The organism is Lysobacter sp. DMC104, assembly GCF_056313665.1.
In genome coordinates this window covers 69,296-88,806 of sequence record NZ_JBQUZW010000007.1, presented here as the reverse complement: position 1 = coordinate 88,806, position 19,511 = coordinate 69,296, and the positions used below count along the sequence as shown (strand labels likewise).

Below are 19,511 nucleotides of genomic sequence, written 5' to 3'. Positions count from 1 at the left end.
CGCATGCTAGGGAGCGTTCAGGCGAGGCCGAACCCGCCGTTGGTCATGCAAACGGCACGGCGTGACGAAGGTCGCCATGACTTCCGGACCAGACGCCTGCGTGATCGCAGGCGCGATGCGCCGCTCAGCGCCGGTCGGGCGGCGGCAGCGCGGAGGCGACCTGCTTCTTCAGCGCGGCCAGCGCGGCAGTCACCGGTGCTTCGCCTTCGAGCACGTCGCCGACCGCTGCGTTCTCGGCTTCCTCGTCGCCACGCAGGTGGCCTGACAGCGCGGCTTCGGAATAGCCGGCCGGGTGCGCGACGCCACCGTCGGGGCGCAGCACGACGTCGGGATCGATGCCGTGCGCCTGGATCGACTTGCCGCTGGGCGTGAAGTAGCGCGCGGTGGTGAGCTTGATCGCGTCGCCGTTGTCCAGCGGCAGCACGGTCTGCACCGAGCCCTTGCCGAACGTGCGACTGCCGACGACCTGTGCGCGCTGGTTGTCGCGCAGCGCGGCGGTCAGCACTTCGGCGGCGCTCGCGGAACCGGCGTCGACCAGCACCACCATCGGCGCGCCGTGCAGGCGATCGCCCGGCGTGGCGCGGAACAGCGTGTTGCCCAGCGGATCGCGGCCGCGCGTGCTGACGATGTCGCCCTTGTCGAGCAGGTCGTCGGCGATCTGCACCGCCGAGGTCAGCAGGCCGCCCGGATTGCTGCGCAGGTCGAGCACGAGCCCGCGCAGGCCCGGCGCACCGGCCTTCGTCTGCAACGTATCGAGGTTGCGCTCGAAGTCGTTGGCAGTGTCGGCCTGGAACGCGCTGATGCGCAGGTAGGCGTAGCCCGGTTCGAGCATGCGGCTGCGCACGCTGGCGACGCGGATGACGTCGCGCTTCACCGCCAGTTCCAGCGGCTGCTTCGCGCCGGCACGGCGGACGGTGAGCTTGACGGTGGAGCCGATCTCGCCGCGCAGCGGATTGGCGTCGATGCTGTCCGGCGTCAGCGGCTTGCCGTCGACGGCGATGATGAGGTCCCCCGAACGCACGCCCGCGTCGACGGCGGGCGAGCCGTCGATCGGCGACACGACCAGGATCGGGCCGTCCGGCTGTTGCTGCACTTCCACGCCGATGCCCTGGTAGGCACCGTTGGCGTCCTCGTCGAAGGCCTGCGCATCGCTGCGCACGAGGTAGGCGCTGTGCGGATCGAGGTCCTGCAGCAGGCCGCGGATCGCCGCCTGCATCAGCTTGCGGTCGTCGATCGGCTCGACGTAGGCCTGCTTCACCGTGTTGTAGACGCCGACGTAGCGGCGGATATCCTCCAGCGGGATCTTGCTGCCGTCGTCCTTCGCGGTCGCGTTCACCGCGTCGCCGGCGGTCGCGGGCCCACCGTCCTTCACCGCGCCGTCCTGCGCGAAGGCGGGCGCGACGCCGAGGGCGAGCATCAGGGCCAGCACGAGGCGGCGACGGGACGGCGGCATCAGCAGGGGCATCGGGGACTCCGGAGCGGAAACGGCGAAGGGCCGGGGCTTGGGACCGCGGCGATGGCCGCGGGTTCACCGGGCCGGCTCCCGGTACCGTAGCCGTTCACTGGCGGCGCAGCCAACTGCCGGGGTCGACGGGCTGGCCGTTGCGGCGCAGTTCGAAGTACAGCGCCGGCTGCGACAGGCCGCCGGAGTCGCCGACGCGGGCCACGGCGTCGCCGCGCTTCACGCTGGCGCCGGCCTCCTTCAGCAGGCTTTCGTTGTGGGCGTACAGGCTGAGCGTGCCGTTGCCGTGGTCGACGATCAGGATCAGGCCGTAGCCGGTCATCCATTCGGAGAACACGACGGTGCCGTCGGCGACCGCGCGCACCGGCGTGCCGGCGGGCGCGGCGATCAGCAGGCCGCTGCTGGCGCGGCCGTCGGGCATGCGGCCACCGTAGCCGGCCAGCAGCGCGCCCGACAGCGGCCAGCCGAAGCCGCCCACGCGCACCGGCGTGGCGTTGGCGACCTGCCGCGGCGGTTTGGGCGGGCGCGGCGTGCCGGCATGGCTGCGATTGGCGGCATTCCGGGCCGCGTCGACCCGCGCCTGCGCCTCGGCGGCGCGGACGGCGGCCAGCCGTTCGGCCTCGGCCTTCGCGGCGGCGGCGCGCAGTTTAGCCAGCACGTCCTGCAACGCCTTGGCATCGCTGCCCAGCGCCTGCTCGCGCTGCCGGCGATCCTGATAGCGCGCGTCGAGGTCGCCCAGCGTCTGCGCCTGCGAACGGCGGTCGCGGGCCAGCGCCGCCAGTTGGCTCTGGCGCTGCGCGCGCGCGGCGCCCAGCTCGTTGCGACGCGCGGCGATGTCGGCCTCGACGCGGTCCAGTTCGGCCAGTTCGGCGGCCAGCGCGCGGGTGCGGACCAGCCGCTGGCGCTGGAGATAGCGGTCGTAGGCGAGCTGGCGCTGCGCGTCGGCGACGCGATCCTGCGCCAGCACCAGCTTCAGCGGCGCGGCCTCGCCGCGGGCGTAGGCGGCGCGCAGCAGCGCGGCGAGTTCGCGGCGCTGCTCGGCCTGCAGGCCCTGCAACGCGGCGCGGCGCGCAGTGAGCGTGTCCAGCGCGGCCTGCGTTTCGACGAGGCGAGCGTCGGTGTCGTGCAGCGCGCGGCTGGACGCGGCGACGCGCTCGTCCGCGGCGCGCAGGGCACGGCTGGCCTCGCCGCGCGCGCCTTCGAGCCGGCGACGCTCGGTGGCGACGTCGCGCAGTTCGCGACGGATCGCTTCGAGCCGGCGCTGTGCCTCGCGGCGGCTCTCGGGCGATGCGCGCTCGGGCGACGCGTCCTTCGACGGCGCGGGCGCGGCGGACAGCGTCGTCGCCGCCAGCAGCAGCGCGGCGGCGAACCGTGCCGCCCACCCCGACGCCGATCGCGCGCGATGCCTCATCCGGCCGCGATCAGGCTGCGGCCGCTCATCGCCGCCGGCGTCGGCAGGCCGAGCAGGTCGAGGATCGTCGGCGCGACGTCGCGCAGCGCGCCGCCCGTGCGCAGCGTGGCGCCGGGGCGGCCGTCGGCGACCAGCACGAACGGCACCGGGCCGACTGTGTGCGCGGTGTGCGGCTGCCCGGTCTCGGGGTCGCGCATCATCTCGAGGTTGCCGTGGTCGGCGGTGACCAGCAGCGCGCCGCCGGCCGCGCGCACCGCGGTCTCGACCGCGCCGATCGCGATGTCCACCGCTTCCGCGGCCCGGATGGCGGCGGCGAGGTCGCCGGTGTGGCCGACCATGTCGGGGTTCGCGATGTTGCAGACGATCACGTCGAAGCGGCCGGAACCGATCGCGTCGACCAGCTTCGCGGTGACTTCGGGGCAGCTCATCTCCGGCTGCAGGTCGTAGGTCGCGACCTTCGGGCTGGGCACGAGGATGCGTTCCTCGCCGGCGTAGGTGTCCTCGCGGCCGCCGCTGAAGAAGAAGGTGACGTGCGCGTACTTCTCGGTCTCGGCGATGCGCAGCTGGGTCAGGCCGTGCGCGGCGAGGATCTCGCCGAGCGTGTCGCGCAGGTCGTCCGGCGGGAACGCGACCGGCGCCGGCAGCTTCGCGTCGTATTCGCTGAGACAGACGAAGCGCGACAGCGCCGGGCGGCGCGCGTCGAAACCGTCGAAACCCGGATCGACGAACGCGGCGGTGATCTGGCGCGCGCGGTCGGCGCGGAAATTCATGAAGACGACGGCGTCGCCGTCCTGCATCGACTGCGCGCCGTCGAGCACGGTCGGCGCGACGAATTCGTCGTTCTCGCCGCGCGCATACGCACCCGCGAGCGCGGCCAGCGCATCGGACGCGCGCACGTCGGACTGCGCGTCGACGATCGCGTCCCACGCGCGACGCACGCGATCCCAGCGCTTGTCGCGGTCCATCGCGAAGTAGCGGCCGCCGACGGTCGCGATGCGGGCGTTGCCGAGCGCGGCGCACTTCGCTTCGAGCGCGCGCAGGCTGGGTTCGGCCGAACGCGGCGGCGTGTCGCGGCCGTCGAGGAAGGCGTGCACGTCGACCCGTGCCACGCCTTCGCGCGCGGCGAGGTCGAGCATCGCGAAGATGTGCTGTTCGTGGCTGTGCACGCCGCCGGGCGAGAGCAGGCCCATGACATGGAGCGTGCCGCCGGCGGCCTTGGCCGCGGCGCAGGCCGCGCGCAGTTCGGCGTTGACGAAGAAGCTGCCGTCCTCGATCGCGGCATCGATCCGGGTGAGGTCCTGGTAGACGATACGGCCGGCGCCGAGGTTCATGTGGCCGACCTCGGAGTTGCCCATCTGCCCGTCCGGCAGGCCGACGTGGCGGCCCTCGGTGTGGATCAGCGAGTGCGGGCGCTGCGCGAGCAGCCGGCGCCAGTGCGGCAGGTCCGCGAGCGCCAGCGCGTTGTCGGCGGGATCCTCGCGATGGCCCCAGCCGTCCAGGATCATCAACACGACGGGCTTGGGAACCGCGGGTTTCGAGGCAGGCATGTGACCTTCGGGGCAGTGACTTCGGGCAGGTGCGATTGTAGCGAAGCGGTCGCATCCTGCTTCCCGTCGCAGGCGCATCCGCGCCGCCCGTCTACCGGAGATCGCCCCATGTCCCTGTCCAGGTCCGTCCTCGCCGCCGCCCTCGCCTTCGCCCTGCTGCCGGCCGCGGCCCACGCCGCCCAGGACGTCGAGAAGGTCATGGGCAGCATCACCGCCCACGCCGGCACCTCGTACGGCGACCTGGAGACCGTCAACGGCAGCATCCACGTCGAAGCGAAAGCCGTCGCCGGCGACGCCACCACCGTCAACGGCAGCGTGGAACTGGAAGCCGGCGCGAAGGTCGGCGACGTGCAGACCGTCAACGGCGGCATCAAGGCCGATGTCGACGCCGTCGCCGGCTCGCTGGAGACCGTGAACGGCGGCATCCGCATCGAGGGCCGCAACCGCGTGTCCAGTATCGAGACGGTGAACGGCAGCATCTTCACCGGCCGCGGCAGCGACGTGGCCCACGGCGTGCAGACCGTGAACGGCGCGATCGGCCTGGTCGACACCGACGTCGGCGGCAGCGTCGAGACGGTCAACGGCAACGTCACCATCGGCATCGACTCGCACGTGCGCGGCGGCCTGACCATCGAGAAACCGCGCCAGAACGGCATGGGCCTGAGCTTCAAACCGCGCGTCCCGCGCGTGGTGATCGGCCCCGGCGCCGTGGTCGACGGCCCGCTGGTGTTCAAGCGCGAAGTGAAGCTCTACGTGCACAAGACCGCCCGCACCGGCCCGATCACCGGCGCCACCGCGATCCCGTTCGACGGCCCGACGGCGCCGGGCGACTGATCGCCACCGCACCATCGACACCGCCCGGACTTCCGGCAGGCGCCCGGGCGGGCCGCAGCCCGTACACTCGGGGATTCCGCACCTCCGGAGTCCCCGATGTCCCGTTTCTCTCCCGTGCCCGCCTCGCGCGGGTTGCTGCTGGCGCTGGCCGCGGCGGCGGCGCTGACCGCCTGCAAGCGCGATGCCGAAGCGCCTGCGCCCGCCCCGGCCGCCGCCACGCCGGCGAAACCGGCCGCCTACGCCTTCAAGGACGCGATCGATGCCGGCGATTTCGCCGAGCACGTGAAGATGCTGGCCTCGGATGACTTCGAGGGCCGCGGCCCGGGCACGCCGGGCGAGCAGAAGACCGTCGATTACATCAAGGCGCAGTTCGAGCGCATCGGCCTGCGGCCCGGCAACGGCGGCAGCTGGTTCCAGACCGTGCCGATGATGGAGACTACCGCCGACGAATCGACCACCGCGTCGATCGACGTGAAGGGCAAGCCGCACGCGCTGAAGTTCGGCAGCGACATGGTGATCGGCACGCGCACCGGCCAGCCGGAAGTGAAGGTCGAGAACAGCGAGCTGGTGTTCGTCGGCTACGGCGTGGACGCGCCGGAGCAGAAGTGGAACGACTACGCCGGCGTCGACGTGAAGGGCAAGACCGTGGTCATGTTCGTCAACGACCCGGGCTTCCACGCCAACGACGCAACGCTGTTCGAAGGCAAGCGCATGACCTACTACGGGCGCTGGACCTACAAGTTCGAGGAAGCCGCGCGCAAGGGCGCCGCCGCCGCGCTGATCATCCACGACACGCCCGGCGCGTCGTACGGCTGGGATGTGGTGAAGAACTCGTGGTCCGGCGCGCAGTACGACCTTCGCGTGGCCGACGACCCGGCCCCGCGCGTGCCGCTGCAGGGCTGGATCACCGGCGACCAGGCGAAGGCGCTGTTCGCCGACGCCGGGCTGGACCTCGACGCGCTGCGCGCCGCCGCCAACAAGCGCGGCTTCAAGGCGATGCCACTGCCGGCGAAGCTCACGGTCACGCTCAAGAGCACGATCGTCGAGAAGGAATCGCGCAACGTCCTCGGCGTGCTGCCGGGCACCGAGCGCCCGGACGAGGCCGTGGTCTACATGGCGCACTGGGACCACCTCGGCAAGCATCCCGACGAGACCGGCGACAACATCTACAACGGCGCGGTCGACAACGCGACCGGCGTGGCCGGCATCCTCGAACTGGCCGAACAGTTCGCGAAGCAGGGCAAGCCGAAGCGCTCGGTGCTGTTCGCCGCGGTCACGCTGGAGGAATCCGGCCTGCTCGGCTCGAAGTACTACGTCGCGCACCCGACGATCCCGCTGGACCGCACGGTCGGCGTGATCAACCTCGACGCGATGAGCGTCGCCGGCCGCGCGCATGACCTGACCGTGGTCGGCATGGGCAACTCCGAACTGGAGGACGTGCTCAAGCCGATCGTCGAGCAGCAGGGTCGCCACCTCGTGCAGGAGTCGACGCCGGAAGCCGGCCACTACTTCCGCTCGGATCACTTCAACTTCGCCAAGGCCGGCGTGCCGGCGCTGTACATCGACGGCGGCACCGACCTGCTGGAAGGCGGCACCGCCGCCGGCGAGGCGGTGGGCAGGGACTACAACGAGCACCGCTACCACAAGCCCGGTGACCAGTACGACGCGGCGACGTGGAAGCTGGACGGCGCGATGGAAGACCTGGCCGCGGTCTACCAGGTCGGCGAAACGCTGGCGAACGGCGAAGGCTGGCCGAACTGGTTCACCGGCAACCCCTTCCGCGCCGCCCGCGACGCGATGATGAAGGCGAATCCGCCGCCTGCGGCCGGTGCGCCCGCGCACTGAGCAGGCTCGCAAGACGTGATGCGGAAACGGCGCCTTCCGGCGCCGTTTTCGTGTCTGCGGGGATGTCGCCGCAAGAAGCCGGCGACATCGCGCATGCCGCGCGGCCGCGTCAGAGCGTGCGGTGCGCCGACGCCTTCCAGGCGAGCGCGTCTTCCGTGACCTGGAACGCGTTGCGCTGCTCGGGTTCGCGCTGGGTGCGCTGCGCCTCGGCCTGCTGCTGCTCGCGCTGCTGGTTCTGCGTCGCGACCTTGTCGTGCAGTTGTTCCTGCGTCTGGCGCTGCGACTGCTCGACGTTGACGTAGCCGTTGAAGATCGGCTCCTTGCCCACCTTCTCGGCGATCATCACGTGGCCGTTGCGCACGTCCATGTACTCGGGTTTCTCCGACAGACCGGGCGTGTGTCGCGCGGTCAGCACCACGTCGGTGGCGACTTTCTTCGCGTCGTCCTCGGTCATGCCGGTCTTGTTCTGGACCAAGTTCATCGCCCGCTCGAACAGCTGCCGCTCGGCCGGATTCATCTCCAGCTCCTGGCGCTTGGGCGGGGTCTGCAGCATCGGGCCGCTGCGTTCGAGCTCGGGCGGGGCGACGCCGTGCGCGCCGACGGCGCGCGGGGCCTCCTGGTGGCCTTGGGCGCCGGGCGCCGGGCCTGCGTAGCGTTCGCTCATGGTGGGTCTCCTGCGGGTGCCGACGGACGCCCCTGTCCCGTCCCGGCCGGAGGCCCGAGCTTACTGCGGAATCCCGGCCGGCGCACGCGACAGGCCGGAAGCCGGCCCGCCGGTGGCCGAGGGACCGGGCGCGACGCCTCAGTGCGAATACGGCGACGTCGTGCCGTCGCCCGATCCCTGCCAGGCCCCCGAGGACTCCGCCTGCGGACAGACGCGCTTGTAGAGGAAGAACGCGTCGTACTCCTCCTGCGTCCACGCCTTGAGGCAGACGTAGCCGTAGCAACACGGGCTGGTGGACGGATACGGGCAGTAGCCGGGCGTGGGCACCGGCGTGGAATGTACGTAATCCGGCACCGGCGACCATGCCCGCGGCCTGTGCTTCAGGCCGTAGCGGCAGAACACGAAGGGGTCGTTGTCCCGTTCCACCTGGCCCGCGGCCCGGAGCGGTTCGTAGTAGCCGCCCGACTGTGCGGAAGCGGCCCAGGCGCAGACCAGGAGCAGCACGGCGAAAATGGCGCGGAGGATGTTGGCGTTCATGGCGATGGCTGTGCTCCCTGATCGAAACGCCACGCCATCCGGCGCGCGTTGGCCTGTGCCTGCAATGACGGGATTTCGGTTTCAGCGCACCCGGGCGGGGTAGCTGCATTCGGCGTAGATCACGACGCACCCCGCGCTCTTCTTCGAGCACGCTGCGAGCACGCCCTGTTTCGCCTGCTCGATATCCGGGGACTCGAAGCCCAACCCGAAGGTATCTCCACTCGCGACGGCGAAACATTCGTCGTGGTAGGTCATCAGGCTGCCGCAGCCTTTGCCCTGATTGTTCTGCAAGCAGGTGGCCTGCGCTTCCTTCATGGCCTGGCGGCGACTGCTCGCGTTCTTCGCGGCACCGAATCCGCCGCCGCCTGCCGCGACCGCCCCCCAGCGCGTCTCCCACTCGGGGTCGGGAGACGCCGACGGCCCGTCTTCATCTTCATAGCCGGGAATCGGTGCGCACCCCGTCACGCCCGGCGTGTAGATCGGGTGGTACCCGGGCGGACAAGTGCCGCCCTCGGCGTGCACGCCGAACGCCATGCAAAGCAGAACGCCACCCATCCATCGCAAGCAGGACTTCATTCCGGTTCACCGTTCCTGGAGGTTTTCGATGCAAGCCCGAGGCCACCCGGCGTGAGCTGCCCTTGCGGCGCCCCTGCCTGGGTCGCGGGCGGAGGCGCAGGCGGCAACGCACGCGGGCCGTTCAATCCGGCGAATGCCGAATTGTCGCCCGGAACAACGGGCCTGCTCGAGGGATTGTCCGGGCGCGGAGCGTAATGAGGGAGGGACTGGTAAGGATGCCCGCCGGCAGCGCGTGCCGCATGCCCGCCACCACCGCCCGCCCCGAACGCGCTGTAAGGCATGAAGTTGCTCACCGCGCCCTGGAAGAAGTTGGCGGCGATCGGCGGCACGCTGATCAGCAGCATCGTCAGCAGCAGGCCGATCCCGCCCTGCTGCATCGCCATGGAACTCATGCCCTCGGTGAGGTTGGTGTCGGTCAGCGCACCGATGCCGGCGGTGATCCAGAACGACGCCGTCACCGCACCCACCACTTCCAGCGCCAGCTTGGTCATCAGCGCGAGCACGCCCATCGAGAACACGGTGCCGACGCCGTAGTACAGCCATCGCCAGAACATCGCCTTGGTCTGCTCGAACATCAGGAACATCACGAACAGCGGCCCCAGACCGATGAACAGCGCCATCGCGACCTGGTACATCAGCAGCATCACGCTGGCCGTCACCGCAGGCCCGCCGGCGCCGAAGCCGACCATCCACAGCGCCCGGGTCTTCTGTTCGCCAAGGCTGATCTTGCCGTCCTCCGCGATCTGCACGGCGTCGATGCTGGACAGCGCCAGTTGCATCAGCGCCAGGTTTTCCTCGATCAGGTCCTGCGAACTCTTGTTCTCCTCGCCGACGATCACCTGCACCGCAAACTGGTCGAGGGTATCGGTGAGCAGGTGGTGCAGGTTGGCGCCGACGAACGTCATCGTGGTCGCGGTGGCGACGATCAGCGTGTTGCGCGCCGACTGCATGATGAAATCCATCATCGAGGCGCGGCTCTGCCCGGTGACGATGCGGATGCCGTGCCAGAGGATCCAGATCGTCATCAGCACGAGGGCGATGAGGCCGATGACCCCCATCATGCGACTCATGATCGCCGGTCCGATCTCGCCGATCCGGTCCTGCATGAACTTGTAGATCCGCGCGTAGTACAGAAAGCTGCCGAGCGAATCGACGTGGAGGAAATCCCCGGGAAACGCCTGTGCCCACGATGCCACGAACCGCATGGAACCTCCTTGTGGAAGCGATGCCGGCGACGCCCCCCTGCGTCGCGCCTGACTTGATCAGAACAGCGTGAGCCCCTGCAGCGCGGTCTCCAGCGCGATCATGCGGACCCCGTCGGCCTGCGCCGTGTTCTTGCCGTTCATCGTCCGGTCGGCCACGCTGTTCTGCGAGTCCTTGAGCGTGGCGATGAGCGAGTCGTACGCGGCGATCGTCGACTGCTGGTACTGGATCTCGACCTGGGCGTCGGCGATGGACATCTCGAGGTTGTTGCTGCTGACGTCCAGCTCGCCCTTCTCGCCCACGCTGGCACGGTTCTCGGCGAGTTGCTTCAGCGCCTCGTTGCGCTGGCGGATGCGCGAGACCATGCCCATGATCGCCTTGAACCTGCGGTTCTCGGCAGCCACCAGCCGCTGGCAGACCTCGGTGTTGAGGCTGGCGAGGTTCGTCGCCTCGCTGCCCTTGGCGGGCAGTTCCGGAAGCTTCCAGAGTTCATCGCCGGCGAAGGTCTTCGTCTCGCCGCACTTGGCCTCCATGCCGTAGGTCTCTTCGCGGGTGATGGTGTCGCCATCCGGCAGGTCGTAGTCCTTCTTCCGGCCGTTGTACGGGTTGTAGGCGCCGTTGTTGCCGCCCTTGTTCCAGGCGGGACGGACGTCGGCGCGGAACTCGTGGACCTCCTGCTTCACGTCCTTGACCGCGTCCTCGACGCGCTCGTCGTAGACCAGCCAGGCCGCCTGCGCAGTCCCGGCGATGCCGAGGACGACGACCGCCAGCATGCCCAGGCGGCGGCCAGCCTCGCGGTTCGATGATGATCCCTTCCGATGGCGCTGCAACGGCTTGTCCATTCCCGACGTCCCTGTGCAGAGGTGCGACACCGCCCGCGGACCGGTGGTCGCGAGCACCCGCGCCGGGCATCTCGCTTCGGGAACGCACTCCCGGGCCGCGGCGTCGTCTCGACTGTATTCGACAGCGCGCGCATCGAATCCGGACCCCGGTCACGTTATCGACGCAATCGATGGCGATTACGACGATCGGACGAGATGTCCCGATGCAAGGTCGGAAAGCGCCGCAAGAAACGGCGCGGGAAATGGCCCGTACGGGGAACCGCCGCTCAGCCGGCGGCGGCGCGCTCCGGCCAGACCGTCTTCGCCAGCAGTTCGTCGTTCCAGTCGAAATGCAGGGCGCCGGTCTTGTCGATCATCAGCGACACGAAATTCAGCACGTTGCGGGCGAACATGTCGCTGGCGTGCATGGCGCCGCTGCTGGCGAGGTTGAGCGGGCCGGAGACGACCACGCCGCCGTGCGACACGTTGTCGCCCGGGCGGGTCAGTTCGCAGTTGCCGCCGGTCTCGGCGGCCAGGTCGACGATGACGCTGCCGGGCTTCATGCCGGCGACCATCGCCGCGCTCACGATCTTCGGCGCCGGACGGCCCGGCACCGCGGCGGTGGCGACGATCACGTCCACGCCCTTGAGGTGTTCGGCGAGGCGCTGCTGCTGGAGCGCGCGTTCCTCGTCGGTGAGCTGGCGGGCATAGCCGCCCTCGCCCGCGGCGCTGACGCCGAGGTCGAGGAATTTGCCGCCGAGGGATTCGATCTGCTCGCGGGTCTCGGGCCGCACGTCGAAGCCTTCGACCTGCGCGCCGAGGCGCTTGGCGGTGGCGATGGCCTGCAGGCCGGCGACGCCGGCGCCGATCACCAGCACCTTCGACGGACGGATGGTGCCGGCGGCGGTGGTGAGCATCGGGAAGAACTTCGGCGCCAGCTGCGCTGCGATCAGCATCGCCTTGTAGCCGGCCATGCCGGCCTGCGAGCTGAGGATGTCCATGGCCTGCGCGCGGGTGGTGCGCGGCAGGCGTTCCAGCGGGAACGCGACGATGCCGCGCGCCGTTAGCGCTTCGCCGCGGGCGGCGTCGGCCTGCGGCTGCAGCATGCCGACGAGCACGGCGCCGGGCTTCATCGCGGCAATGGCGTCGTTCGACGGCGGCTGCACGCAGACGAGGATGTCGGCGGCGGCGAGCACCGCGGCCGCGTCGTCGTGCAGTTCGGCACCGGCATCGGCGTAGGCGGCATCGGGCTGGTTCGCGCCTTCGCCGAGGCCGCGTTCGATCGCGACCCGCGCACCGGCGGCGACGTACTTCTTGCAGGTCTCGGGGGTCAGCGCCACGCGCCGCTCGCCGGGCGCGCGCTCGCGCACCGCACCGACGATCACTTTCGGGCCTGCCGCCTGCTGCGCCGCCGCTTCCGCCGTTTCCGCCATCGCCCGTCTCCCCATCGCTCCGAACCGGTTGTCCGCATCCTAGCAGGTGCGGGACGCGCGGGCGTCGTCCGCATGCGCGCCGCCCGCAGCGCAGGAGGCAGCGGGCGGCGACGGGAACGTGGACGTATGGACGCGGACCGGAATCGTGCCGCGTCGGTGCGATCAGGACGTGGACGTGGACGACGTCGGTGCGTGGTCGGGCAGATCGAGCTGCTGCCACAGTTCGCGCATGGCTTCGTCGAACGGCGGCTCGGACGAACGCAGCAGGATGCGGCCGCGTGCGACCAGCACCGCCATTTCCTCGGGCGACAGCACCAGCTTGCGCATGCCGCGGCGATTGACGATGAGGTAGCGCGCGCTCAGCGGGCTGGTCCAGGCGATGCGCGCCGCGGTCTCGCGGCCGTCCTCTTCCACCAGCCGCAGGTTCTGGCCCACGCGCAGGCGGCGGATCTTGGCGACGAGGGTCGGATCGGCATCGGCACCGGCGCCGGGACGCAGGCCGCCCCACTGCGCGGCGTCGTTGACCTCGGGCACCGCATCATCGTTCGCCATCGGATGCAGCTGGCGCGGCTGGTCCGGGAAGGCCAGCGCGGCGACGATCTTCGCCAGCGAATCGCGCGCGGCGGAGGCGTCGAGTCCGCAACTGGCGTAGCAACGGCCCAGCGGGCCCTGCAGTTCGAGGATCTTGTCGGCGACCTTGCCGCCCTCGCAGCGTGCGGCGTCATGGTCCGCCTGCACCAGACCGTCGCCGATCGACAGCGCGGACAGGTACTGCGCGGAACTCGGGCCCTCGCGCAGCCAGGTCTGCACCAGGTGGTGGCGCCAGTGGCCGGTGAGGAATTCGGCGATGCCGTCGGTCAGCGCGTGCTGGCCCAGCTTCGCCGCCAGCAGTTCGTCGACGGTGCGGCGCGCGTGGTGCAGGCGCTCGCGGCCGCCGACGGCTTCGGCCGCACGCTGTTCGGCGACTTCGCGGATCTTGCGCTGCTGTTCGAGGTGGTCGCGCAGCTCGGCGGCGGCCATCTCGAAGATGGTCTTGTCGTCGCGGTATTCCTCGACGACCTTGTCGACCGCCAGTTCGGCGTGGGTCAGCGTCTGCTGGTCCTGCGGGCTCTCGCCGTTGTTGCCGTCGCAGGCTTCGCTCAGGGCTTCGAGCAGGCGCCGGCCGGGATGGCCGCGCTGGTCGAACAGCGTGTCGTCGCTGAGCGCGAGCTTGAGGTACGGCGCGACGAGGCGGCCGTACATGGCGCGCGAACGCGGCATCGGCGCATAGCCGCGGGCGAGGGTCTGGAGCAGGATCGCGACGAGGTCGATCGCGTCCTCGTCGACTTCGTTGAAGCGGGTCTGGGTGGGATCCAGGCCCATCTGCCGCGAGCCGCTGACGATCTGGTCGCGGATCACCGCCGACAGCGGCCGTTCGGCGTCGTCGGTCAGCGCGCGGACGTAGGGTTCGGGGTCGTCGCTCTGCAGGATGTTGGCGATGCCCATCAGTTCCTGCGGCGCCAGCACGCGGATGCCGTTGAACATGGCGCCACCATCACCGCCGCCCGGACCGCCGTGATGGCCGCCACCGCCGCCACCGAACCCGCCACCGCCGCCGCCAGCACCCGCCTGGCCGGGGAACGGGGACACCGAGCCGCCACCGCCACCACCTGTCCCCGGCGCGGCGCTGCCACCGCGACGCAGCACGGCCTGGCGCCATGCGCGCAGCTGCTGGTGCACGGTCTCGCGATAGCGCAGCGGGCGCTGGTCGTCTGACAGCATGCCGCCCGAACCCGGCGGGAACCCGGCGTCGGCATGCGCGCCCGGCCCCTGCGACGGGACGGCGCCCTGCGGACCCTGCGGCCGGCCTTCGACCAGACCGCCATCGGGCGTCCAGCCGCCGGCCGAGGACTGCGGGCCACCGGCTTCCTCGCGCTGGGTGAAGCCGTGTTCGAGCTGGGTGTTGATCTTGGTGTACAGCTCGTCCAGCGACTTCGACAGGCGCTTTTCGAGCTGGAGGAAGATGAGGCGGCGCAGTTCGGGGGTGAGGTCGTCCTCGCCGAACAGCTTCACGAAGGCCTGCACCGGCACTTCCGGGCGCAGCGGATTGGTGGCCGGCCCCTGCCGTGGCAGGCCCAGCGACGTCGCCAGCGCGTCCAGCCGCTCGTGCAGCGTGTGCAGCGGATGCATCAGCTGGTATTCGAGCAGTTCGACGATCTGCTGGCCCGACAGGTGCACTTCGAGCTGGGCCTCGGACATCAGGCTCAGGCTCTTGTTGTCGACCGCGCGCGGGCGCGGGTTGCGCCACTGGTCGAACGCGGTCTCCAGCGCCTCGCGGTAGCGGCTGGCGAGTTCCAGCGCGCGCTGGCTCAGCAGGCGGATGGCGAGGCGGTCGTCGTAGATCGCGCGGCTGTCCGGGCTGGCGATGGACGCGAGCCGGACCTGCTCCTCGATGTCGCCCCAGAAGCCCGCCAGGATGCCCGACAGCGCGGTCACCGCATCGCGGCGGACTGTTTCGAACACCTTTTCCGCACTCGGGCGGGCGGGCGGAGGATATCCACCGGCGTAGCGGCCGTTGTCGTCCATATGGGGTCGTGTCTGGGGGGCTTTCTGTGGAGAATGGAGCACCGCGGTTCAGGCGACAACCATCCCCGAAAGGGGCGGACGGCTTCTGTGAACTCCTCCTCAAATCATCCCACCCCCGCATTGCAGCTTCTGGACGCCCGACGGTCGGTCCCCAGCCGCCAGCTGGGCGCACCGGGGCCCGATGATGCGACCCTGCTGCGGATGCTGGCGTCGGCCGTGCGCGTGCCCGACCACGGCAAGCGCGTGCCCTTCCGGTTCCTGCGCATCGCCGGCGACGCGCGCCTCGCGCTGGGCGAACGCCTGGCAGAACGCAGCCGCGCCCGCGACCCGCAGGCGGCCGGCGCCGCCATCGAGAAGGACCGGCTGCGTTTCAGCTTCGCGCCGGTGGCGGTGACCGTGATCGCCCGGCTCGGGCCGGACGAGAAGATCCCTGAACAGGAACGCCTGTTGTCCGCCGGCAGCGTCTGCTTCGCCCTGCTCCAGGCCGCGCAGGCGCTGGGCTACGGCGCGCAGTGGCTGACCGGCTGGGCCGCGTACGACCCTGAGATCCGTGCGCTGCTCGGCGTGGGCGACGACGAGGTCATCGCCGGCTTCATCCACATCGGCACCGCGCAGGGCGACGTGCCCGAACGCGAGCGGCCCGATCCGGCCGCGCTGCTGACCGACTGGACGCCGGCATGACCGGCTTCGGGCAGGACGACGACGCCCTCGATCGGGATGTGCTCGACCGCGACCTGCCGTCCGGCGATCCGCCGGTCTACCTGATCGACGCCAGCATCTACGTCTTCCGCGCCTGGCACACGATGCCAGACGAATTCACCGACGCCGACGGCTGGCCGACCAACGCCGTCGCCGGGTTCACCCGCTTCCTGCTGGACGTGCTGGAACGCGAGCGGCCGAAACACATCGCCGTCGCCTTCGACGAAGCGCTGGACACCTGTTTCCGCAACGCGCTTTACCCGGCCTACAAGGCCAACCGCGACCCGGCGCCGGAAGAACTCAAGCGCCAGTTCGCACACTGCCGCGCGGTGTGCGCAGCGCTGGGCCTGACCGTGCTGGGGCATCCGGACTACGAAGCCGACGACCTGATCGGCAGCGCGCTGGTGCAGGCGCGCGCCGCCGGGCATCGCGGCATCGTGCTGTCGGCCGACAAGGACCTGTCGCAACTGCTGCACCTCGGCGACGAGCAGTGGGACTACGCCCGCAACCAGCGCTGGGGCGTGCACGGGGTGAAGGCGCGCCACGGCGTGGAAGCGCACCAGATCGCCGACTACCTCGCGCTGTGCGGCGACGCCGTCGACAACATCCCCGGCGTGCCCGGCATCGGCCAGAAGACGGCCGCCGTGCTGCTGGCGCATTTCGGCGACCTCGACAGCCTGCTGGCGCGGGTCGAGGAGGTGCCGTTCCTGCGCCTGCGCGGCGCCGCGCAGGCCGCGGCGAAACTGCGCGAGCATCGCGACGCCGCGCGCCTGTTCCGGCAGCTGACGACGATCGCCTGCGACGCGCCGGTCGGCGACACCGCGCCGCGCTTCCATCGCGATCCCGCCGACGCGGCCACGCTCGGCCCGCTGTGCGAACACCTGCGCTTCGGGCCGATGACCCGACGCCGGCTGTACGCCGCGGGTGGGCTGGAGTTCGCGCCGGCCACCGCGACGCTCGAAGACGAATATCGGTAGAGCAGCAAACGGACGAGGACCGCATGACCGACGAACAGACCGTGTACGAAGGCCGCTGGCTGCGCCTGAAGCGCCGTGGCAGCTGGGAATACTGCGAACGCACCCACGGCCGCGACGGCATGGCGGTGATCATCGTCGCGGTGACCCCGGACGACGAGGTGCTGTTCGTCGAGCAGTACCGCGTGCCGCTGGGCGCGCGCACGATCGAGATGCCGGCCGGGCTGGTCGGCGACCTCGCCCATGGCGACGGCATCGAGGACACGCTGGAACGCGCCGCGCAGCGCGAACTCGCCGAGGAAACCGGCTGGCACCCGGAGAAGGTCGAAGTACTGCTGATCGGCCCCACGTCCTCGGGCATGAGCAACGAACGCATCGCCTTCGTGCGCGCCACCGGGTTGGTGCGCGTAGGCGACGGCGGCGGCGTCGACGGCGAGGACATCACCGTGCACGCCGTGCCGCGCGCCGAGGCGCCCGCGTGGCTGGTGGCCAGGCAGCGCGAAGGCTACGAACTCGACCTCAAGCTCTGGGGCGGGCTGTGGATGATCGACCGCAATCCGGATGGATCGCCGGCAGGGTGACGATGGCGCAGGACGGCCACCTGACGTTTCGGATCGAATCCGCAGACGACAGCGGCATCGAACTGGACGCCTCCGCGGTTTCCGATGGCTTTTCCGGGACGGCGACCGCGTGGTTTTCGCGCGAGGGCATCGCGTATTTCGCCGACCGTCTGGCTTCCACTTACCCGATCCCGCCGGGCGAAACCATCGACATCCGAAGCGACCACTTCCTGCCGCCCGAAGCCGGCGAGGATCCGGTTCGCCTGCACATCGCGTTCGATGCCATCGGCTATCGCGGTGGCGTCCGCTGCACGATCCAGTTGGCGGACGACCGTGAACTCGACGGCCGCCACACTTCCCGGCAATGCGTACGGATGGCCCTGCCGACCACGTACGAAGCCGTGCGGGCGTTCGCGTTCGAACTCCGCGCCCTGCTGGATGGAGTCGGCCGGAATGCGACGCTGCACGAAGCCGATCACTAGATCCTTGCAGCGGCACGGACATCCGCCGACATGATCCTCGCCCTCGACGTGCACTACCCGGGATGCGGCGCGATCGTCGCCGGGGTGCTGTTCGAGGACTGGCCGTGCGGCGAGGCGTCAAGGACCTGCCTCACCCATATGTCCGAGGTGGCGGACTACGTACCGGGTGCGTTCTACCGGCGCGAGCTGCCCTGCCTGCTCGGCCTGCTGCGCGAACATGCGCTGCAACCGGACGTCGTCATCGTCGACGGACATGTGTTCCTCGACGATGCGGGTCGTCCGGGGCTCGGCAAACATCTGTTCGACGCGCTCGACGGCCGCGTGCCGGTGATCGGCGTGGCCAAGACCGCGTTCGTCGGCATGGATGCGGGTTTCGAGGTGCGTCGTGGCGACAGCGCGCGGCCGCTCTACGTCACCGCTGCGGGACTGCCGCTGGAAAAGGCACAGGCGCATGTCCGCGCGATGCACGGTGCACACCGCCTGCCGACGCTGCTGAAGCGCGTGGATCAGGCGTGTCGGAAAGCAGCGGCCTGAAGACCGCTCTACCGGCCAGCCGCCGGCTCAGTCGCCGGCCATGAACGCTTCGATCTCGTCCGCGCTGCGGGCGAGACCATCGGTCAGCACCGTGTGGCCTTCCTTCGTGATCAGGATGTCGTCCTCGGTGCGGATGCCGATGCCGCGCCACTGTTCGTGCACCGTCTTGTCGTCGGCGGACACGTACAGGCCCGGTTCGATGGTGAACACCATGCCGGGCTCGAGCAGCCGCGATTCGCCGTCGAGGCGATATTCGCCGACGTCGTGCACGTCCAGCCCCAGCCAGTGCCCGGTCTTGTGCCGGTAGAAACGCTTGTAGTGCCCCTCGGCGAGGTTCTTCTCCAGCGTGCCCTTGAGCAGGCCGAGCTTGAGCAGGCCTTCGGTCAGCGTCTCCACCGCGGCGACGTGGCCGACCTCGTAGGGCACGCCTGGCTGCGCCTGCGCCAGCGCCGCGCGCTGGGCCGCGCCCACCAGGTCGTGCAGCGCGCGCTGCGCCGGGGTGAAGCGGCCGTTGACCGGGAACGTGCGGGTGATGTCCGCCGCGTAGCCGCGGTATTCGGCGCCGGCGTCGACCAGCACCAGCGCGCCGTCCTGCGCCTGCGCGTTGTTGGCGCGGTAGTGCAGCACGCAGCCGTTCCCGCCGGCACCGACGATGCTGCCGTAGGCCGGCTCGGCGTCGTGGCGGCGGAACACGCGCTCGATCTCCGCCTGCAGTTCGTATTCGTGGATGCCCGGCCGCGCGACGCGCATCGCGGCCTGGTGCGCCTCGATGCTGATGTCGGCGGCGCGCTGCATCAGCCGCAGTTCCTCGCGGTCCTTGAACAGCCGCATCTCGTCGAGCAGGTGCCCGAGTTCGAGGAATTCGTGCGGCGGCTGCGCGCCCATCCGCATCTGCGCGCGGACCCGGTTCACCCAGCCGATCAGCTTGAGGTCGAATTCGGTGTCGCGACCGAAGTGGTAGTAGACCCGTGAGCGGCCTTCCAGCAGCCCGGGCAGGATCTCGTCGAGGTCGTCGATCGGGTAGGCGTCGTCCATGCCCAGCGCGTCGACCGCGCCCTCGGGGCCGACGCGCGGGCCGTCCCAGCCTTCGCGGTCGGGGTCGCGCTCGCGGCAGAACAGCAGCGACTCGCCGTGCTTGCGGCCGGGAATCAGCACCAGCACCGCCTCGGGCTCGGCGAAGCCGCAGAGGTACCACAGGTCGGAATCCTGCCGGTACGGGTAATGCGTGTCGCGGCTGCGGATGCGCTCCGGCGCCGACGGGATCACGACGATTGCGTCGTCCCCGGCCATGCGCATCAGCTGGCGGCGGCGGCGGACGTAGGTCTGGGCGGAAATGCCGGTGTGCGTGGCCATGCGTCGGGGTG

At 70.5% G+C, this 19,511-nt stretch carries 18 protein-coding genes; 7 read left to right on the top strand and 11 right to left on the bottom strand.

Going from position 1 to position 19,511, the window contains the following annotated elements:
• Positions 1-124: 124 nt before the first annotated feature.
• From ACT53R_RS10675 to gpmI, 3 genes are all read right to left on the bottom strand, one after another.
• Positions 125-1,465 carry a S41 family peptidase gene (locus ACT53R_RS10675; RefSeq protein WP_476171855.1) on the bottom strand — a complete coding sequence of 447 codons (1,341 nt, stop codon included), beginning with the start codon at positions 1,463-1,465 and terminating at the stop codon, positions 125-127.
• Between the two features lie 94 nt (positions 1,466-1,559).
• On the bottom strand, positions 1,560-2,873 hold the full coding sequence (locus tag ACT53R_RS10670) for a murein hydrolase activator EnvC family protein (protein ID WP_476171854.1): 1,314 nt from the start codon (positions 2,871-2,873) through the stop codon (positions 1,560-1,562).
• Complete coding sequence (gene gpmI / locus ACT53R_RS10665) at positions 2,870-4,420, bottom strand: 2,3-bisphosphoglycerate-independent phosphoglycerate mutase (RefSeq protein ID WP_476171853.1); 1,551 nt, start codon at positions 4,418-4,420, stop codon at positions 2,870-2,872. The genes ACT53R_RS10670 and gpmI overlap by 4 nt, the downstream gene beginning before the upstream one ends.
• Before the next feature lie 108 nt (positions 4,421-4,528).
• Here gpmI and ACT53R_RS10660 point away from each other — a divergent pair, with 108 nt between their 5' ends.
• Both ACT53R_RS10660 and ACT53R_RS10655 read left to right on the top strand, forming a co-directional pair.
• Positions 4,529-5,254 (top strand): DUF4097 family beta strand repeat-containing protein, encoded by a 726-nt coding sequence (locus tag ACT53R_RS10660; protein ID WP_476171852.1) that lies wholly within the window; start codon positions 4,529-4,531, stop codon positions 5,252-5,254.
• Positions 5,255-5,350: 96 nt separating this feature from the next.
• Entirely contained in the window at positions 5,351-7,099 is a 1,749-nt protein-coding gene (locus ACT53R_RS10655; protein ID WP_476171851.1) for a M28 family metallopeptidase, read from the top strand.
• A gap of 109 nt (positions 7,100-7,208) precedes the next feature.
• Here the strand turns inward: ACT53R_RS10655 and ACT53R_RS10650 are convergent, their stop codons facing one another.
• The 7 genes from ACT53R_RS10650 to ACT53R_RS10620 form a co-directional block, all read right to left on the bottom strand.
• Positions 7,209-7,763, bottom strand: a complete 555-nt coding sequence (locus ACT53R_RS10650; protein ID WP_476171850.1) for a hypothetical protein — start codon at positions 7,761-7,763, stop codon at positions 7,209-7,211.
• A 138-nt stretch (positions 7,764-7,901) separates the two neighbouring features.
• Positions 7,902-8,300, bottom strand: a complete 399-nt coding sequence (locus ACT53R_RS10645) for a hypothetical protein (RefSeq protein WP_476171849.1) — start codon at positions 8,298-8,300, stop codon at positions 7,902-7,904.
• Positions 8,301-8,381: 81 nt separating this feature from the next.
• Positions 8,382-8,876 (bottom strand): DUF4189 domain-containing protein, encoded by a 495-nt coding sequence (locus ACT53R_RS10640; protein ID WP_476171848.1) that lies wholly within the window; start codon positions 8,874-8,876, stop codon positions 8,382-8,384.
• Positions 8,873-10,081, bottom strand: coding sequence for a TrbL/VirB6 family protein (locus tag ACT53R_RS10635; RefSeq protein ID WP_476171847.1), 1,209 nt, complete (start codon positions 10,079-10,081; stop codon positions 8,873-8,875). Before ACT53R_RS10635 ends, ACT53R_RS10640 begins: the two co-directional genes overlap by 4 nt.
• A gap of 57 nt (positions 10,082-10,138) precedes the next feature.
• Positions 10,139-10,921 (bottom strand): hypothetical protein, encoded by a 783-nt coding sequence (locus ACT53R_RS10630; protein ID WP_476171846.1) that lies wholly within the window; start codon positions 10,919-10,921, stop codon positions 10,139-10,141.
• A 266-nt stretch (positions 10,922-11,187) separates the two neighbouring features.
• The gene (locus tag ACT53R_RS10625) at positions 11,188-12,333 is read right to left on the bottom strand and encodes an NAD(P) transhydrogenase subunit alpha (RefSeq protein ID WP_476171845.1); all 1,146 of its coding nucleotides are present in this window, start codon (positions 12,331-12,333) and stop codon (positions 11,188-11,190) included.
• A gap of 162 nt (positions 12,334-12,495) precedes the next feature.
• Complete coding sequence (locus tag ACT53R_RS10620) at positions 12,496-14,835, bottom strand: DUF1631 family protein (protein WP_476171844.1); 2,340 nt, start codon at positions 14,833-14,835, stop codon at positions 12,496-12,498.
• A gap of 150 nt (positions 14,836-14,985) precedes the next feature.
• Between ACT53R_RS10620 and ACT53R_RS10615 the strand changes: the two genes are divergently transcribed.
• From ACT53R_RS10615 to ACT53R_RS10595, 5 genes are read left to right on the top strand one after another with little or no spacing between them, the layout of a single operon-like run.
• On the top strand, positions 14,986-15,579 hold the full coding sequence (locus ACT53R_RS10615; RefSeq protein ID WP_476171843.1) for a nitroreductase family protein: 594 nt from the start codon (positions 14,986-14,988) through the stop codon (positions 15,577-15,579).
• Positions 15,576-16,574, top strand: a complete 999-nt coding sequence (locus tag ACT53R_RS10610; RefSeq protein ID WP_476171842.1) for a 5'-3' exonuclease — start codon at positions 15,576-15,578, stop codon at positions 16,572-16,574. The genes ACT53R_RS10615 and ACT53R_RS10610 overlap by 4 nt, the downstream gene beginning before the upstream one ends.
• Positions 16,575-16,597: 23 nt before the next feature.
• Positions 16,598-17,152: an NUDIX hydrolase gene (locus tag ACT53R_RS10605; protein WP_476171841.1), complete on the top strand. Its 555-nt coding sequence runs from the start codon at positions 16,598-16,600 to the stop codon at positions 17,150-17,152.
• Positions 17,149-17,613, top strand: a complete 465-nt coding sequence (locus tag ACT53R_RS10600) for a hypothetical protein (RefSeq protein WP_476171840.1) — start codon at positions 17,149-17,151, stop codon at positions 17,611-17,613. The genes ACT53R_RS10605 and ACT53R_RS10600 overlap by 4 nt, the downstream gene beginning before the upstream one ends.
• Before the next feature lie 30 nt (positions 17,614-17,643).
• Complete coding sequence (locus tag ACT53R_RS10595) at positions 17,644-18,147, top strand: endonuclease V (RefSeq protein WP_476171839.1); 504 nt, start codon at positions 17,644-17,646, stop codon at positions 18,145-18,147.
• Between the two features lie 27 nt (positions 18,148-18,174).
• Here ACT53R_RS10595 and ACT53R_RS10590 read toward each other — a convergent pair whose 3' ends face one another.
• On the bottom strand, positions 18,175-19,500 hold the full coding sequence (locus tag ACT53R_RS10590; protein ID WP_476171838.1) for an aminopeptidase P N-terminal domain-containing protein: 1,326 nt from the start codon (positions 19,498-19,500) through the stop codon (positions 18,175-18,177).
• Positions 19,501-19,511: the final 11 nt, after the last annotated feature.

Coding starts and splice junctions, on each gene's coding strand:
- ACT53R_RS10595 (WP_476171839.1), top strand. CDS start 17,644: ATGATCCTCGCCCTCGACGTGCACTACCCGGGATGCGGCGCGATCGTC.
- ACT53R_RS10635 (WP_476171847.1), bottom strand. CDS start 10,081: ATGCGGTTCGTGGCATCGTGGGCACAGGCGTTTCCCGGGGATTTCCTC.
- ACT53R_RS10670 (WP_476171854.1), bottom strand. CDS start 2,873: ATGAGGCATCGCGCGCGATCGGCGTCGGGGTGGGCGGCACGGTTCGCC.
- ACT53R_RS10605 (WP_476171841.1), top strand. CDS start 16,598: ATGACCGACGAACAGACCGTGTACGAAGGCCGCTGGCTGCGCCTGAAG.
- ACT53R_RS10640 (WP_476171848.1), bottom strand. CDS start 8,876: ATGAAGTCCTGCTTGCGATGGATGGGTGGCGTTCTGCTTTGCATGGCG.
- ACT53R_RS10650 (WP_476171850.1), bottom strand. CDS start 7,763: ATGAGCGAACGCTACGCAGGCCCGGCGCCCGGCGCCCAAGGCCACCAG.
- ACT53R_RS10645 (WP_476171849.1), bottom strand. CDS start 8,300: ATGAACGCCAACATCCTCCGCGCCATTTTCGCCGTGCTGCTCCTGGTC.
- ACT53R_RS10625 (WP_476171845.1), bottom strand. CDS start 12,333: ATGGCGGAAACGGCGGAAGCGGCGGCGCAGCAGGCGGCAGGCCCGAAA.
- ACT53R_RS10610 (WP_476171842.1), top strand. CDS start 15,576: ATGACCGGCTTCGGGCAGGACGACGACGCCCTCGATCGGGATGTGCTC.
- ACT53R_RS10655 (WP_476171851.1), top strand. CDS start 5,351: ATGTCCCGTTTCTCTCCCGTGCCCGCCTCGCGCGGGTTGCTGCTGGCG.
- ACT53R_RS10630 (WP_476171846.1), bottom strand. CDS start 10,921: ATGGACAAGCCGTTGCAGCGCCATCGGAAGGGATCATCATCGAACCGC.
- ACT53R_RS10675 (WP_476171855.1), bottom strand. CDS start 1,465: ATGCCCCTGCTGATGCCGCCGTCCCGTCGCCGCCTCGTGCTGGCCCTG.
- ACT53R_RS10660 (WP_476171852.1), top strand. CDS start 4,529: ATGTCCCTGTCCAGGTCCGTCCTCGCCGCCGCCCTCGCCTTCGCCCTG.
- ACT53R_RS10590 (WP_476171838.1), bottom strand. CDS start 19,500: ATGGCCACGCACACCGGCATTTCCGCCCAGACCTACGTCCGCCGCCGC.
- gpmI (WP_476171853.1), bottom strand. CDS start 4,420: ATGCCTGCCTCGAAACCCGCGGTTCCCAAGCCCGTCGTGTTGATGATC.